This is a genomic window from Aeromonas sp. ASNIH7 (assembly GCF_002903485.1).
Lineage (GTDB): Bacteria > Pseudomonadota > Gammaproteobacteria > Enterobacterales > Aeromonadaceae > Aeromonas > Aeromonas caviae.
The window spans coordinates 2984998-3000208 of sequence record NZ_CP026226.1 but is presented as its reverse complement, the minus strand read 5'-3'; the positions used below and the strand labels follow the sequence as shown (position 1 = coordinate 3000208).

At 64.1% G+C, this 15211-nt stretch carries 14 protein-coding genes and 1 pseudogene; 7 read left to right on the top strand and 8 right to left on the bottom strand.

Features of this window, described 5'->3' with window-relative positions:
• The first annotated feature begins 111 nt into the window (after positions 1–111).
• Positions 112–489, top strand: a complete 378-nt coding sequence (locus C2U47_RS14135; RefSeq protein ID WP_080988541.1) for an endonuclease domain-containing protein — start codon at positions 112–114, stop codon at positions 487–489.
• Positions 490–765: 276 nt separating this feature from the next.
• Here the strand turns inward: C2U47_RS14135 and C2U47_RS14130 are convergent, their stop codons facing one another.
• Positions 766–1332 (bottom strand): TetR/AcrR family transcriptional regulator, encoded by a 567-nt coding sequence (locus C2U47_RS14130; protein ID WP_049635917.1) that lies wholly within the window; start codon positions 1330–1332, stop codon positions 766–768.
• 167 nt (positions 1333–1499) lie between these two features.
• Between C2U47_RS14130 and C2U47_RS14125 the strand changes: the two genes are divergently transcribed.
• The 3 genes from C2U47_RS14125 to C2U47_RS23550 all read left to right on the top strand — a co-directional run bounded on the left by C2U47_RS14125 (position 1500) and on the right by C2U47_RS23550 (position 4115).
• Positions 1500–2537, top strand: coding sequence for an alkene reductase (locus C2U47_RS14125; RefSeq protein WP_049635918.1), 1038 nt, complete (start codon positions 1500–1502; stop codon positions 2535–2537).
• 193 nt (positions 2538–2730) lie between these two features.
• Positions 2731–3657 (top strand): MarR family transcriptional regulator, encoded by a 927-nt coding sequence (locus C2U47_RS14120; RefSeq protein WP_043155371.1) that lies wholly within the window; start codon positions 2731–2733, stop codon positions 3655–3657.
• Positions 3654–4115, top strand: a complete 462-nt coding sequence (locus tag C2U47_RS23550) for an acyltransferase (RefSeq protein ID WP_039039413.1) — start codon at positions 3654–3656, stop codon at positions 4113–4115. Before C2U47_RS14120 ends, C2U47_RS23550 begins: the two co-directional genes overlap by 4 nt.
• 181 nt (positions 4116–4296) lie before the next feature.
• On the opposite strand, the gene C2U47_RS14110 is transcribed toward C2U47_RS23550, so the two are convergent.
• The 4 genes from C2U47_RS14110 to C2U47_RS14095 form a co-directional block, all read right to left on the bottom strand.
• Entirely contained in the window at positions 4297–4746 is a 450-nt protein-coding gene (locus C2U47_RS14110; RefSeq protein WP_049635919.1) for a GNAT family N-acetyltransferase, read from the bottom strand.
• Between the two features lie 73 nt (positions 4747–4819).
• Entirely contained in the window at positions 4820–5158 is a 339-nt protein-coding gene (locus tag C2U47_RS14105) for a nuclear transport factor 2 family protein (RefSeq protein ID WP_043155376.1), read from the bottom strand.
• 168 nt (positions 5159–5326) lie between these two features.
• Positions 5327–6916, bottom strand: a complete 1590-nt coding sequence (gene prfC, locus C2U47_RS14100; protein WP_102949290.1) for a peptide chain release factor 3 — start codon at positions 6914–6916, stop codon at positions 5327–5329.
• 244 nt (positions 6917–7160) lie between these two features.
• Entirely contained in the window at positions 7161–9023 is a 1863-nt protein-coding gene (locus C2U47_RS14095; RefSeq protein WP_049635921.1) for a diguanylate cyclase, read from the bottom strand.
• A gap of 195 nt (positions 9024–9218) precedes the next feature.
• Here C2U47_RS14095 and C2U47_RS14090 point away from each other — a divergent pair, with 195 nt between their 5' ends.
• Positions 9219–10223, top strand: coding sequence for a sensor domain-containing diguanylate cyclase (locus C2U47_RS14090; protein WP_049635922.1), 1005 nt, complete (start codon positions 9219–9221; stop codon positions 10221–10223).
• A gap of 12 nt (positions 10224–10235) precedes the next feature.
• Here C2U47_RS14090 and viaA read toward each other — a convergent pair.
• Positions 10236–11688, bottom strand: a pseudogene (viaA, locus tag C2U47_RS14085) (ATPase RavA stimulator ViaA).
• Between the two features lie 95 nt (positions 11689–11783).
• Positions 11784–13397 carry an ATPase RavA domain-containing protein gene (locus C2U47_RS14080; RefSeq protein WP_049635923.1) on the bottom strand — a complete coding sequence of 538 codons (1614 nt, stop codon included), beginning with the start codon at positions 13395–13397 and terminating at the stop codon, positions 11784–11786.
• A gap of 216 nt (positions 13398–13613) precedes the next feature.
• Between C2U47_RS14080 and C2U47_RS14075 the strand changes: the two genes are divergently transcribed.
• Complete coding sequence (locus tag C2U47_RS14075; RefSeq protein ID WP_049635924.1) at positions 13614–14051, top strand: DNA polymerase III subunit psi; 438 nt, start codon at positions 13614–13616, stop codon at positions 14049–14051.
• A gap of 74 nt (positions 14052–14125) precedes the next feature.
• The gene (gene rimI / locus C2U47_RS14070) at positions 14126–14575 is read left to right on the top strand and encodes a ribosomal protein S18-alanine N-acetyltransferase (RefSeq protein ID WP_029313700.1); all 450 of its coding nucleotides are present in this window, start codon (positions 14126–14128) and stop codon (positions 14573–14575) included.
• 72 nt (positions 14576–14647) lie between these two features.
• Here the strand turns inward: rimI and C2U47_RS14065 are convergent, their stop codons facing one another.
• Entirely contained in the window at positions 14648–15190 is a 543-nt protein-coding gene (locus C2U47_RS14065) for a thioredoxin family protein (protein WP_039039406.1), read from the bottom strand.
• Positions 15191–15211 lie beyond the last annotated feature (21 nt).

The following is a 15211-nucleotide window of genomic DNA, read 5'->3' as shown; positions in this document are numbered from 1 at the left end:
TGGCCCCGAGATGACCAACAAGATGACAACTGTCACTCGATCTGTCCCCTCTCCCTCTGGGGAGAGGGCCAGGGTGAGGGGACGCCACCCACTCAGTCACCAGACCGGGGAATGGCTATATCTAATAGGGTCAAACAGCTCTGGATAGGCACCAAGAGAACCCATCCGTTTGCCAAGCGCATGAGGCGAGAAGCCACCCTTGCCGAACAGAAGCTGTGGCTGCAATTGCGCGACCGCCGTCTGGCCGGGGTGAAATTCCGTCGCCAGATGCCCATCGGGCCCTACATTGTCGATTTCATCTCTCTTGAGCAGAGGTTGATCATCGAGGTAGACGGGTCACAGCACAACGAACCGGCCGGACGGCAACATGATGGCGCAAGAACGGCCTACCTCAATCAGCAGGGCTTTCGGGTGATCCGGGTGTGGAATAACGATGTGTTGAGTCGGATGGAGGCCGTACTGAAACTTCTTTTGCTCTCTTTGCGCTGAGCACGAGCCCTCCACCTCATCCCCAGCCCTTCTCCCATTCTTTTGTAAATAAGTGGGAGAAGGGAGCAAACAACCCAGCGGCGTGTGGCTTCCCCCAGAAACAGCCATGGCTCCCGCAAGGGGAGAAGGGAACAAACAACCAAGCGGCGTGCGACCTCCCCCAGAAACAACCATGGCTCCCGCAAGGGGAGAAGGGGGCAAAATCCCTGCTGCGAGGGGAGTTCCCAGCAACAACAAAGGCTCCCGCGGGAGCCTTTGTTGTTTCCATCCTCGCCATCACGCCCGCAGGGCGCTCATCATCCGGGCGACGACACCGGCCAGCAGAGGGCGGTCGGGGTGGCACTGGGCGAAGGTGACCAGTCCCTGGATATGGACCTGCAAGAAGGCGGTCAGGGTGGGGATGTCCCCCTCTTTTGCCAGCTCTCCCTTCGCCTTTGCCAGGGCCAGCTGCCCGGCCAGATCTTGTTCCAGCTCGCCGTAGATGGCCTTGAAGCGAAGGTGCAGCTCCTCATCCTGCTCCGCCAGCTCCATCAGGGTGCGGGTCAGCAGGCAGGAGCCCTGCAGGGCATCGTCCACCACCTGCTCGAGGTAGGCGTGCAGCCCCGCCAGCGGGCTGGGCTGTGCCAGGCAGCGGCGGCGCAGGGCCCCCTTCTCTGCCACATAGTGATCGACCGCCGCCAGCAGCAGGCCGCGCTTGTTGCCAAAGGCGGCATAGAGGCTGCCCGGGTGCAGGCCGGTTGCGGCCACCAGCTCCTGCATGGTGGTCTTGGCATAGCCTTTGGCGCGAAAGGCTTCCATGGCGTTTCGCAAGACGGCATCCCGATCGTATTCGGCGCTGCGCATGGGGTCTCCGGTGGCAAGGTCCCGCGGGACGGAAAAAACAGGGCGGCAAGTTTACCCCAGCCTCCCCCGTCAATCCATGTTGAATGCTTGCTCAAAAAATACTTGCACACAAACCAAAAAACGTCTTGAATGCCCGTTCAAGAATCACTCCCTCAGGACAGACGATCATGAATACCCTGTTTCAGCCCTATCGCCTCAACGACACCCTCACCCTCGCGAACCGTTTCATGATGGCCCCCCTCACCCGCTGCATGGCGGGCCCGGGTCTGGTGCCCACCGAACAGATGGCCGCCTACTACGGCCGCCGCGCCGACATCGGCCTCATCATCTCCGAAGCCACCATCATCCGTCCGGACGGGCAGGGCTACCCCAATACCCCGGGGCTCTACAGCGCCGAACAGATCGCCGGCTGGAAGAAAGTGACCAGCGCCGTGCATGCCAACGGCGGCAAGATCTTCGCCCAGCTGTGGCACGTGGGCCGTCTCTCCCACCCCTTCTTCCACCACGCCGAAGTGCTGGCCCCCTCCGCCGTCGCCCATGAGGGCACGGTGCCGCGCATGCGCGAGCTGGTCTATCAGGTGCCGCGCGCCCTGACCGGGAGCGAAATCGCCCAGCTGGTCGAGGATTACGCCCAGGCCGCCGCCAACGCCATCGAAGCGGGCTTTGACGGGGTGGAGATCCACGGTGCCAACGGCTACCTCATCGATCAGTTCCTGCACCACGCCAGCAACCTGCGCACCGACAACTACGGCGGCAGCCCCGAGAACATGAGCCGCTTCGCGCTGGAGGTGGTGGATGCCATCGCCGCCCGCATCGGCGGGGATCGCACCGGCCTTCGTCTCTCCCCCGGCGCCTATGTGCACCTGGAGGGGGATGCCCGGGATCGCGCCGTGTTCGACCACCTGCTGGCCGAGCTGAACCAGCGCACTCTGGCCTATCTGCACTTGGGCATCTTCGATGACAGCCTCACCTTCGACTACCTGGACGGCCGCGCCTCCGACTACCTGCGTGCCCGCTACGACGGCCACCTGGTGGGGGTCGGCAACTACAGCGCAGAGACCGCGCTCGAGGCCATCGAGGCGGACCGCTTCGACCTCGTCGCCATCGGTCGCCCCCTCATCGCCAACCCGGACTACTTCGCCAAGGTGAAACAGGGCGACGCCCTGGTGCCCTATGCCGACACCATGCTGGCCGAGCTGGTCTAACCCTCGCCGGCGCCTTGCCTGACCAAGGATGGGATCCGCGCCCCCCGCGCGGGTTTCCAATGTTTGGGCCCTCTCCCGGGCCCTTTTTTCTGCCTGCCTTTCACCCTTTTTCACGCAAATGGTTGTCACCAACAACCAAACGATGCTATTGGTTGCGTACAACAACCAAATACCATCACTAGGAGACAACCCCATGGATCCCCGCCCCCTGCGCGCCCTGTCAAGGGAACTGGTACGCGAACTCGGCATGCTCTCCCAGCAGTGCGGCTCGCTGGCCCTGAGCCCCCTGGAGGCCCACCTGCTCATCGAGCTGGAGAACGGTCCCGCCACCAACCAGCAGCTTGCCGAGCGCCTTCGCATCGACAAATCCAACGCCAGCCGCCCCCTGGCCCGCCTCGCCGAGCGGGAGCTTATCGCCTGGCAACCCCACCCCTCTGACGGGCGCAGCAAGGAGGCGAGCCTCACCGAGCCGGGCAAGGCACAGCTTGAGGAGCTGCACCGGCAGATGGACGAGACCATGGCGGGGGCCCTGGCCCAGCTCTCCCCCGCCGAGTGCGAGCAGATCTGGGAGGGCATGCGGCTCTATCGCAGCGCCCTCTCCCGCGCCCGCCGCCAGCAGGGCTTCGTCATCCGCCCCATCACCCCGGCCGACAATCCCCGGATCGCCGCCGTGGTGCGCGCCGTCTCCGCCGAATACGGCCTCACCGCCGACAAGGGGTACGGGGTGGCGGATCCCAACCTCGATTTTCTCCACGAGACCTATCAGGGGGAGCGCAGCCGCTACTGGGTGATTGAGGGACCGGACGGCGCCATTCTCGGCGGGGGTGGCATAGCGCCGCTGGCGGGGGCAGCGGATGTGTGCGAGCTGCAGAAGATGTACTTCCTGCCCGCCCTGCGAGGGCTGGGGCTGGGACGGCGGCTGGTGTTGCAGGCGCTGGCCGAGGCTCGCGCCCTGGGTTACCAGCGCTGCTATCTGGAGACCACCGCCGTGCTGCGGGAAGCCACCGCCCTCTATGAATCCCTGGGCTTCGAACACCTGCCTGGGCCCCTTGGCTGCACGGGCCACGACGCCTGCGAGATCTGCATGGTACTGGCGCTCGACGGGAAGGAGGGGAGATGAGTGAACCAACCCGACTCTCTGTCGGCATACGAGATGTCAGCTTCGGTGAAAGGGTGAAGCTGGTTGAGCCTGTCAATCTCTACGGCTGTACCCTGGCTGACGATGTCTTTGTCGGCCCCTTCGTGGAGATACAGTCGAACGTCTCCATAGGTCGCGCAACCCGCATCCAGTCCCACAGCTTTATCTGTGAGCATGTGACCATAGGTGAGCGCTGTTTTATCGGTCACGGCGTCATGTTTGCCAATGACCTCTTTCAAAGCGGCGCCCCCGACCCGGATCCCGCCAGTTGGGGCCGAACCCACATTGGGGATGGGGTATCCATCGGTTCAAACGCCACCATTTTGCCGGTACGGATATGCCAGGGAGCCGTCATCGGTGCCGGCGCAGTGGTGACCCGGGACATCACTGTACCTGGCACCTATGCCGGCAACCCCGCCAGATTGCTGCGTACTTTCTAGCCAGAAGCGCCAATTCCCCCCTCACCCCCCCTTCTCCCGCAAGGGTAGAAGGGGGGACGGACAGGCAATCTGTCGATACCCCGCGAGCCCGATCACCCCGTATCACGACCCCAGGCTGACACCGCGCCTCCCCAGAAGAGCGCTTGCCATTCATCTCATGGACAGTGACACATAACGCCTGTCAGGCTCCAACCCGTTGGGTATAGTGATCAAAGGCGATTACCTTTTGATACCCTTCTGATTCATAAAGTAATTTTGCAGGTTGATTGGAGACAGCCGTCGCCAGTTTGACGGTCAGGGCATCTGTCTCCCTAGCAAAGCTGGCCACCCGTTTCAGCAGCGCTCTTGCCACCCCCTGCTGGCGAGCTGACTCGACGACATAAAGATCATTGAGGTACCACATCCTCTTCATCGCGACGGAAGAGAATGCCGGATACAACTGGACAAAGCCTGCACACTCTCCCGCCTCGTTGCGTGCCAGAAAGATAACTGAATCCGCCCCCTGAAGGCGTTCCCCAATGAATCGGGTTGCCTCATCACTGTCCGGCGCTTGCCCATAAAACTGCCGATAGGCATCAAACAGACGGCTGGTTTCTTCAATGTGGGCCAACGTGGCCTTGAATATCTGCATGGCATCTCCTTGTCACCCTTCCCTGCACAGCGGTGCAATAGGATGGGGCCGTATGGCAAATACAGTGTCGGGTTTAAGAGGGGAAATAGAACCAGGCGGTCTGGATAAGACCCTCCTTCACCTCGAACACCGCCACGCTCTCGATGGGCTCGGGGGAGAGGCCGTGGATCAGCTCGTGATCGAACACCTTGTTGCCCATGACAGTGCGTGACAGCAGCTCGGCCTTGAGCAGCGGGTTGTTGAATCTGTGCTGTGCATAGAAGGCCCGCAGCGCCCCCTTGCCGACTGTGCTCGGCGTCTCGGTCGGCATGCGATAGCCTTTGAAATCCGGGGCAAAGCAGGCCACGAAGGCGTCGAGATCGTGGGCATTGTAGGCGGCAAACTGCGCCTCTACGGGTTGGGTGACGGACATGTCTCTCTCCATGAGTGAAATTTAAATCACTTATCCTTTATTTTTATTCACTCATCAAGCCCCGGATGGGGATCTACGCCCCTTCCAATGAAACGCCCCATAACAAAAAACCCCGCCGAAGCGGGGTCTCTCTGGTCATCAGCCACCCGCTGGGTGCGGGCGGAGTGATCAGTGTTCGCGGGTCTGGCGGAAGTGAACGTCCGGGTGACGCTCCTGGGCCAGGCGCAGGTTGACCATGGTCGGCGCGATGTAGGTGAGGTTGTCACCGCCATCGAGGGCCAGGTTGACCTCGTTCTTGCGCTTGAACTCCTCGAACTTCTTGACGTCGCTCCCTTCCACCCAGCGGGCGGTGGCGACGTTGACCGCCTCGTAGATGGCCTCGACGTTGTACTCGCTCTTCAGACGAGAAACCACCACGTCGAACTGCAGCACACCGACCGCACCGACGATGAGATCGTTGCTGATGAGCGGACGGAACACCTGCACCGCCCCCTCCTCGGAGAGCTGCACCAACCCCTTGAGCAGTTGCTTCTGCTTGAGGGGGTCACGCAGGCGGATGCGGCGGAACAGTTCAGGTGCGAAGTTCGGGATGCCGGTGAACTTGAGATCTTCACCCTGGGTGAAGGTGTCGCCGATCTGGATGGTGCCGTGGTTGTGCAGACCGATGATGTCGCCGGCACAGGCCTCGACCGCCTGTTCGCGGTCACCGGCCATGAAGGTGACGGCGTCGGAGATGTTCACGTCCTTGCCGATGCGCACGTGGCGCATCTTCATGCCCTTGCTGTAAGTACCTGACACGATACGCATAAAGGCGATACGGTCGCGGTGTTTCGGGTCCATGTTCGCCTGGATCTTGAACACGAAACCGGAGAACTTCTCCTCGGTGGCCACCACTTCGCGGCTCTCGGCCTTGCGCGGCATGGGGGCTGGCGCCCAGTCGGTCAGGCCATCCAGCATGTGGTCGACACCGAAGTTGCCGAGGGCGGTCCCGAAGAAGACCGGGGTCATCTCGCCGGCGATGAAGGCGTCGTGATCGAACTCGGGAGAGGCGCCCTGCACCAGCTCCAGCTCGCCACGCAGCTGGGCAGCCAGATCGTCGCCGATGGCGGCATCCAGCTCGGGGTTGTTCAACCCCTTGACCACCCGCTTCTCCTGGATGGTGTGGCCCTGACCGCTCTGATAGAGATAGGTCTCGTCCTTGTAGAGGTGATAGACACCCTTGAAGGATTTGCCACAGCCAATAGGCCAGGTGATGGGGGCGCACATGATGTTGAGCTCGCGCTCCACCTCGTCCATGACCTCCATCGGGTCGCGCACTTCGCGGTCCAGCTTGTTCATGAAGGTGAGGATGGGGGTGTCGCGCAGCCGGGTCACTTCCATCAGCTTGCGGGTCCGGTCTTCAACACCCTTGGCGGCGTCGATGACCATCAGGCAGCAGTCGACCGCCGTGAGGGTACGGTAGGTATCTTCGGAGAAGTCCTCGTGACCCGGGGTATCGAGCAGGTTGACCAGGCAGTCGGCGTAGGGGAACTGCATCACGGAAGTGGTGATGGAGATACCGCGCTGCTTCTCCATCTCCATCCAGTCGGATTTGGCGTGCTGGCCCGAGCCACGGCCCTTGACGGTACCGGCGCGCTGAATGGCCTGTCCGAACAGCAGGACCTTTTCGGTGATGGTGGTTTTACCCGCATCCGGGTGCGAGATGATCGCAAAAGTGCGTCTCTTGGAGACTTCACTCAGAAATTCAGCTGACATAATTCGACGTTCTTCTATTGAGCGGCGGCCTGGAGCCACCGTGGGAAAAATGCGGGACAGCACCTTGGAATCAGGGCGCCCATGCAGACAACGACACCACGCGGGCGGGTCAGTGACCGCCGGTGGAGACAGGAGAAGCGCGTTGCATTACATGGGTCTGGCCCCGGGTCAAAGCAAAATTGCGCGGCATTATACCCGCGCGAGTGAAAAATACCCAGCCCGCTATCACGGGGGCCCGGGGTCGACCTCACCGGGCCGTCATCACCCGGTTGCGCCCCGCCAGCTTGGCCTGGTACATGGCCTCGTCGGCCCGGCGTACCAGCTCGCCCAGGTTGTCATCCTCGGGTTTGTACTGGGCGCAGCCGATGCTGATGTGGATGGGGTGATCCGCAGGCACCCCCTCAATCTCGAGGCAGGCGACGGCGAGGCGGATCCGCTCCGCCACCTCGACGGCCTCGCCCAGGAGGGTATCCGGCAGCAGCACCAGAAACTCCTCGCCGCCGTTGCGCCCCACCCTGTCGAGGCTGCGCAACTGCTCCTCGATGCACTGGGCCACGGCGGTGAGCACCCTGTCCCCCACGTGGTGGCCCAGCTGGTCGTTCACCTTCTTGAAGTGATCCACATCCAGCAGCAGCACGCACAGGGGTTTGCCCTCCTCCCGGGCCTGGGTGAACCATTTGCGCCCCTTGGCCTGGATCTGGCGCCGGTTGTGGATGCCGGTCAGTTCGTCCGTCATGGCGAGGCGCTGCATCTTGCGGGTGCGCCCGCGCTGGTGCACCACCAGGGTGCCCATCACCACCAGCAGCAGGGCCACCACCAGGTATTGCCAGTAGCGCCGCTCCTGCAACTGCTTGAGTTTCTCCGCCTGCAACTGCTGCTGGGACCTGAGGGTCTGGTTTTCCAGCTCCTTGCGGGCGAGATCGAACTCGAAACGCATCTGCAAGGAGCGCTGTTCCCGCAATCTGAGCTCGAGGGCCTGGCGGGTCTCGACATAGGTCTTGAGGCTGGTGAGGGCCGACTGGATATGCCCCTGACGCTCCAGCACCCGGGCCCGTGTCTCATGCACCCGGGCGAGGAAACGCAGGTTCTGCTCCCGGGTAAAGATGGGCTCGGCCTCGTCCAGGTGCCGCAGCGCCTCGCCGGGTCGGTTCAGGGCCTCGAGGACCTCGGCCATGACGAGGTGCCAGTGGCCCAGGGTGACGCTGTCCGCCCCCTCCCCCTGATGAAGGGAGGCTGCCGCCTGATCGAGCTTGGTCATGGCCTGGTCCGGCTTGCCCTGTTTCTGCAGGATGGTGGCCAGCTCTATCCGGCTCCAGGCCAGGACCCCTTCCTGGTTTGATCCCAGATAGTAACGCTCCGCTTCGGCCATCAGGGGCAGCGCCTTGTCGTACTCTTCGGTGTCGATGTAGAGGAGCCCCTGCTGGCTGTGAATGTCCACCAGGTACTCCTCGACCCCGAGCTGCCGGTAGTCGTGCTCCAGCTCCTTGAAATAGCTCTCGGCCCGCTCATAGAGCCCCATCCTGCGATAGGCATTGGCAATATTGGCGAGCACCTCGCGCCCCTTGGCCTCCAGCCCGAGCGCCTCGTATCGCTGGTGGGCATCGATGAGATCCATCAGCCCCTCCGCCAGCTCCCCCTGGTAGGAGTACATCTCCCCCCGCAGGCTCAGGATGTCGGCACGCTGACGCTCATCCCCGAGTCGGCGAGCCAGGGTCAGGGCGGCGTCGTAATCCTCCCCCGCCCCGGCCATGTTGCCGAGCAGTTGCCGGTGATACCCGCGGCAGGCGAGCAACCCCACCTCGGTGACCCTGTCCTTGCGGGCACGGGCCTGCGCCAGCCCCTGCTCGGCAAACGCCACCGCGCGGCGAAACTCCTCGTCTCGTTCACTCGGCTGGGCCCAGCACTGCAGCCGGGCAAGGCGGCCCTGCACCTCGGGCGGATAGTGTGCCTGTTCGGCAGTCAGGGCGGCGACGCGCTCGCGAAATACCTGCACCGGCATCGTCGACTCTTCCAGTCGCTGCAACGCCAGTTGCAACTCGTACCCAGCCAGTGGCGTCGCCTGGGCCAGGGCAACCCCCAGCAACAGACCACCTCCCATCAGGATCTTCATGCGGACATTTTCTCCTCTTCACTGGCCGGACGCCGCGCTCACCGCTGTCATCATATCCCCACAGACTCTGGGCGCACAGCCGTCAGAGGGTGGGAAAACGCCTCATATCGGACGAGAGCCTCCCCTATCCCCTTCTTTACAGAAGGAGAGAGTGCATCGACTATATATGCTTTCGAACAGGGGAAGGGATGAGGAATGACCTACGAGGAGCTGAGGGAGGCTTACGACAGGTTGTTGCTGGAGAACGAGCGTCTCAAACGCATCGCGGATGACGCGCGGGAGAAGCTGGACGCCGCTATGGACGGCACCGGCCTGTGCATCTGGCAGAACCATGTGCCCACCGGCAAACTCATCATCTTCAACCGCCGCTGGGGCTCCATGCTCGGTTACCAGCCCAAGGAGCTGTCGGCCCACTTCGACGTCTGGCGCGCCCACCTGCACCCGGAGGACAGGGAGCAGGTGCTGCAGGCCTTCTTCGACCATCTGGAGGGCAAGAGCCCGTTTTATCAGGCGATGCACCGGATGATCGGCAAGGATGGCAAGACCACCTGGGTGCTGGACCGGGGCCGGGTGGTGGAGCGGGATGATCAGGGCAACCCCGTCCGGGTGATGGGCACCCACATCGACATCACCCACGAGAAGGAGTACGAGCAGCAGCTCGCTCAGCTTGCCCACCGGGATCCCCTCACCGGCCTGTTCAACCGCACCGCGCTGCACCGCCACTTTCCCGGGGAGTACCAGGCCATCTGTTTCATCGATCTCGATGACTTCAAGCTGGTGAACGACAACCTGGGCCACCGGGCAGGTGACGAACTGCTGGTCTCCCTTGCCCAGCGCCTTCGCCACTGCTGCGCCGAGGAGGTACGGCTGGGGCGCATCGGCGGGGACGAGTTCGTGCTGCTGCTGCCCTGGGCGTGCGACGATCCCCGCACCAGCCACCTCGCCCGCCAGTGCATCGATGCCATCGCCACCCCCTTCGAGCTGCCCAACGGGGACGCCTCGGTGGGACTGAGCATGGGAATTGCGGCCATCCGGCCCCAGGACGATTTCGGCGCGGCACTGGCCCGGGCGGATCAGGCCATGTACAGGGTCAAGCGCAGCGGCAAGCGGGGTTTTTATATTGCCCAGCCAAGCGGTCAGCCGCTGCTGGATCAGGAGCAGGTCAACGAACGGGGCCTCTACCACAGGCCCACTCTCTGAGCCTGAGCACCCTCAATGGCGCTGCCAGCGCCGCAGCAGGCGTCCACGCAGGCCGCAATCGAGCAGCCAGCTGTTGTCGAACACCCGCAAAATAGCCGCCTTGGCGTGACGGGACATGGCGACCGCATGGAAGCGTGTCTGCTGCGCCCGTCGCCGGTTCATCCGCTCGAGCAGGGCGTGGGGCAGGTTCTGGGCGATGAAGTCGGAGATCACCAGCACGTCGGCCTTGGCAAAGGCGGGTTGTTCGAGCTGGGTCAGGGCCTGCTCCAGGCAGGGCACCAGATCGGTCCCCCCGTGAAAACTCATGGAGAGAAAGCGCTCCGCCTTCTCAAGCCCGGTGTCGGCGGTGATCTCCAGGGTCGCCACCTCGGTGGAGAAGAGCATCAGATAGCAGCCCCGCTTCTCCTCCATCGCCCCTTGAGCAGGGCGAGAAACAGCGCCTTGGCACACTCCTCCGGATAGCCCCCCATGGAACCTGACGTATCGACGCAGACGATGAAAGGGCCACGCGGCTGCACCTCCTGCCCTCCCTGCTCGGGGGAGCGCAGCATCAGACGCTGGCGCGGCAGGGTGCCCCGCGACTGGTAGCTCAGCAGGCGCCGCTCCAGATAACGGCGATAGAACTCCAGTTCCAGCTCCGGCAGCGCCAGCATCACCGCCTCGCTCGGCAGGAGGCGCATCAGATCGCTGGCCGGGTGCACCCCCACCAGATCGTCGGGCACATCGTCACTTTGCACCTCCTCCAGCTCGTGCACAGGTACCGGCGGCAGCGTCCTGTCCTCGCTGCGCCGCTCCCGCTCGCTGCGCCCAAGCAGGGCGGCGATCTCCGCGAGCAGAGGCTCCTGCTGCAACATGCGGGCGTACTGCTTCACCAGCGCCAGGCTGCGCTTGTGCCAGCTCCCCTGGGCCAGATCCCAGAGCCCCCGGCGGAGATCTGGTGCGGATCCAGGGCATCGGCCAGGGTCCGGTTGGCCAGCAGTTGATCCTCTATCTCCTGGCGCTGCTTCTCCCGCTCCGCCTCCGCTATCTGCTGCTGCAACTGCAACAGGCTGCCCACCAGGCTGGCACGCCACTTCTCGATGAAGAGCTGGCGCAGCCCCTCGGTGGGCTGGGCCACTATCTGGCGCACCAGGCTGCGGGCATCCCCCGCAAAGGGGCTGTGCTGCTCAAGGGCTTCCAGCAAGGCGGGCAGGCGCCCCACCAGCTCCGGCAGGGGCAGTTGCCGGTGGGCCTGATAGAGCAGGTATTCCCGCTCGAGGGCCACCGGCACCGGCTTGTGACGCATCTCCTCCCCAAGCTGTTCGCTCCAGGTTTGGATGCGCTTTCTGAGCAGCTTCCCCTGCAGGGGCGAGCGCTTGAGGAACTCGGAGATCTTGGGGGTGGAGGCAAGCAGCAGCGCCATCTCCCCCGCCAGCTCCCCCTCCCCCATGAGCAGCCCCAGGTCCATCATGCCGATCTCTAGCATGGGCCACCCCGGACGTTGAGATGTGATGGAGTATCATGCTGACGAAACATGTTTTTCATCCTGTTTATTTCACCAATCCCACGTCAGGCGCGACGTCACCCCTGTGCATCGAGAAGAGGCAGACGATCCCGCCACTGCTGCAGCTCGGCCCCCAGCCGCTCAAGGTCCCGGCTCAGCACGAAGAAGCTGTCCTCCACCTGACGCAGCCAGTGGTCCCCCACGAACAGATGGGGCTGGTGACGGTCGAACAGGTTGCGCTGGCCCTTGAGGTTTTGCAGCACCCGGTTCACCTGGCCCGTCAGGTCGTCCAGGGCCGACAGCCAGGGGGCCATCACCACCTCGGGGATGGGGGTGCGCTCCACCAGCATCAAGGGCACGGGCTGGCGCTGGATATCCAGCACGTGCAGCCGCAACTGCTCGTCCAGCACCAGCTCGTAGTGCCCCTCCTTGGGGTTGCCGAGGGGCCAGCCCACCAGCGCCTCCCCGGTGGGGTGCCAGTGAGAGAGCAAGGTGCGATCGAAGGTGAGGGTGCCGGTGAGGCGTTCGGGATCACTGCCATCCAGGGGCGCCGGGGTGAGCAGCTGGAAGTGCACCAGCTTGCCGAACGGCCTGGCGTTGGCCAGCGGCAGTTCGGTGCCGCGGGCGCGGCGGCCGAACCACTGCTTGCGCTTGACAGCCTTGCAGCCGATGCGCAGGGCGACCGCCCCCTGCAACTGCTTGAACTGCTCGCGCAGGGAGAGCAGCTCCCGGGTCAGCGCCAGTTGCTGGTAACCGTAGAGGCGGGAAAACTCGCCGATCATCTCCAGCAGCGCGGTGCGGGAAGCCTCGTCGTGCCAGAGGCAATCCTTGAACAGCAGCAGATCCAGGGGAGCCACCTCGTCGCGGCCATTGAAGAAGGCGCTCGCCTTGATGAGCCGCACCGCCTTCTTCCAGCGCCGATCCGAGACATAGCAGCCGTGCCCGAGTAGACTGTCGAGCTGCTGGCGCAGCTGGTAGATGAGTTCGAAACAGGCGTCCGGCAGGCGCACCTGCTCGATGGCATCCTGCCAGGCGTCGTACTCTTCCCCCCGAATCTGCACCGAGGGGGTCAGGTTCTGATGGGACTGGCCATCGCTCGCCAGCATGGCCTGGAAGTTGGATTTCTCCTGCACCCTGTCCATCCAGACCCGCACCAGCATGCGGTCGTAGAGCGCCTCCAGCCCGCTGTCCGGGGCCGGCAGCTCGTTCGAGGCGGTGACCAGCAGCCGCATGGGAATGGGGTGCTGGCTGTCGCCGTTGCGAAACTGCCGCTCGTTGATGGCGGTGAGCAGGGTGTTGAGGATGGCGGGGCCCGCCTTCCAGATCTCGTCGAGGAAGACCACCTCGGCCTCCGGCAGGTAGCCGCTGGTCAACCGCAGGTACTTGCCATCCTCCTTGAGCGCCTGGATGGAGAGGGGGCCGAACACCTCCTCCGGCGTACTGAAACGGGTCATCAGGTATTCGAAATGGCGGGCATCCTGAAACGCCAGCTTGAGGCGCCGCGCGATCAGGCTCTTGGCGATGCCCGGGGGGCCCAGCAGAAAGACGCTCTCGCCACTCAGGGCCGCCAGCAGGCCGAGCCGCAGGGCATCCTGGCGCTCATACAGTCCCTCGCCAAGGGCGGAAAGGAGCCGTGGCAGGCGCTCATGAATGGGGGTGGCACGAACAGTATTCTGGGCTAAAGGCGGCATAGGCACAGTTCCGAAGCTGATAGGTCATCCGTGGTGACGGGGTCCGGCCTCTGGCCCCGCTCCACTCTCATTGTCTGTCATCTCTGCCCCCGGGGAGGCGCTCGTTTGCCATCGCCACAGGGCGAAAAGCGCACGTCCGGGGTGCAGCAAATCCCGCGAGAGTGTACTCTGCGCATCATTATTTACCCCAACGCAGATCAAGAGTGAGCCTTCGCCATGCAAGATCCCCTGCTGGACCCGCTGCGCCAGCGCATCCTGGCCCGCATGGGCATCCCCCTCTGGCAACAAAGAGGCCGACTCCTGGCGGGAGGCACCAGCCCCGACGGCGCCGCGCAGCCGGCAAACACGCCCGCCGACGAGGTGCTGGCCCCGCAGGAGACTGCCCCTCTGCCGACCGGCAAGCTCTGGCTGCTGGCCGAGACGCTGCCCGCGCCCTCCCTGCTCGGGGACATCTGCCGCTGGCTCGGCCTTGGCACAGACGAGGTCTCCCTGCTGTCCGAGATGCCTTCCCTGCCCGCGGGGGCCACTTCGCCCCTGCTCTGGCTGACGGCGCCGGACCCTCGCTGGCCCGATGCCCTGGTCTGCCCGCTCAAGCCCGATGGGGCGCACAAGCGCGCCCTCTGGCAGCAGTGCCGGCAGCGCCACACCCCTTGATGCTCACGACCATGGCACGGCCATGGTGTCCATCGCAAGCCTGAATCCCGTCCGGAGTGACCATGTCTGACCTCTTGCCCCACTTTCGCCCCCTGCTCGAATCGGACTTCGAAGCCATCTACCCCATCGAGCAGGCCGCCCACCAGGAGCCCTGGAGCCAGGCCAACCTGCTCTCCTGCTTCGGGCCGCGCTATCTCAACGGCCTGATGCTGGTGGACGGACGACCGGCCGGTTTCTACATCTCGGATCTGGTGGCGGGAGACAGCTCCCTGATGAACATCTGCGTGCATCCCGATTTTCAGGGCAAGGGGCTGGGGCGGGCGCTGCTCAGGGAGTACCTGGCCCGCAGCAAGGCCGGCAAGGCCGAGGCCTGGTTCCTGGAGGTCAGGGCCGGCAACCGCACCGCCATCAACCTCTACGAGAGCGAGGGGTTTGCCGAATATTGCCGCCGCGCCGACTACTATGGCACCGGGCAGGAGAGGGAGGATGCCGTGCTGATGTCCCGTCTGTTCGACTTCGGCTGACAACCCGCAGCAGACCGCCGTCAGCGGGCGCCCCCCTCTGACCTCCCTGACTCCCCCGCTTCGCTTCCCCCCTCAGGGCAGGGGCGCGTTGTCGATGGAGGGGTCTTCCAGGCTCAGGGTCACCCTCAGCACGGCCTCGAAGGCGGCTCCCGAGAGGGGCATGAAGAAGCCGCGACCATAGGTGACGCCGGGCATCCAGATCTGTTCGATATCCACCGCGATCTTGATGGGGCGAAGCGGCTCACCCGGTCGCTGGACATAGATGCCAGGGGCCGTCGCAACCTGGGGGAAGCGGCGCAGAATGTGCTCGCTGCCATCCCCCGCATCCGGGTTGAGTCGCACCTTCACCAACTTCGCCAGGGCGGATTGCATCTCGGGGGCACGCCACAGCCTGGTATTCAGCGCCTTGCAGCGTCGGCACTTGGCGCGCTCGATCACGTAGAGCAAGGGGTATCCTTCCCTCAGCGCCAGCCGCTGCGCCTGCTCATAGCCCTCGGCGCCACTCAGCCAGGGATTATCCTGCTCCCCCGCGCCCCCCAGCAAATACCAGAGGGCGCCAGCCCCCGCCAACAGCAGCAACACGCCGGTGAACAGGCTCTTGATCCCGATATTCATGGTGCAACTCCCTGAATGAAT

Excerpts from the sequence above, each read along its gene's own strand:
- C2U47_RS14135 (WP_080988541.1), top strand. The coding sequence starts at position 112 with ATGGCTATATCTAATAGGGTCAAACAGCTCTGGATAGGCACCAAGAGA.
- C2U47_RS14130 (WP_049635917.1), bottom strand. The coding sequence starts at position 1,332 with ATGCGCAGCGCCGAATACGATCGGGATGCCGTCTTGCGAAACGCCATG.
- C2U47_RS14125 (WP_049635918.1), top strand. The coding sequence starts at position 1,500 with ATGAATACCCTGTTTCAGCCCTATCGCCTCAACGACACCCTCACCCTC.
- C2U47_RS14120 (WP_043155371.1), top strand. The coding sequence starts at position 2,731 with ATGGATCCCCGCCCCCTGCGCGCCCTGTCAAGGGAACTGGTACGCGAA.
- C2U47_RS23550 (WP_039039413.1), top strand. The coding sequence starts at position 3,654 with ATGAGTGAACCAACCCGACTCTCTGTCGGCATACGAGATGTCAGCTTC.
- C2U47_RS14110 (WP_049635919.1), bottom strand. The coding sequence starts at position 4,746 with ATGCAGATATTCAAGGCCACGTTGGCCCACATTGAAGAAACCAGCCGT.
- C2U47_RS14105 (WP_043155376.1), bottom strand. The coding sequence starts at position 5,158 with ATGTCCGTCACCCAACCCGTAGAGGCGCAGTTTGCCGCCTACAATGCC.
- C2U47_RS14095 (WP_049635921.1), bottom strand. The coding sequence starts at position 9,023 with ATGAAGATCCTGATGGGAGGTGGTCTGTTGCTGGGGGTTGCCCTGGCC.
- C2U47_RS14090 (WP_049635922.1), top strand. The coding sequence starts at position 9,219 with ATGACCTACGAGGAGCTGAGGGAGGCTTACGACAGGTTGTTGCTGGAG.
- C2U47_RS14080 (WP_049635923.1), bottom strand. The coding sequence starts at position 13,397 with ATGCCGCCTTTAGCCCAGAATACTGTTCGTGCCACCCCCATTCATGAG.
- C2U47_RS14075 (WP_049635924.1), top strand. The coding sequence starts at position 13,614 with ATGCAAGATCCCCTGCTGGACCCGCTGCGCCAGCGCATCCTGGCCCGC.
- C2U47_RS14065 (WP_039039406.1), bottom strand. The coding sequence starts at position 15,190 with ATGAATATCGGGATCAAGAGCCTGTTCACCGGCGTGTTGCTGCTGTTG.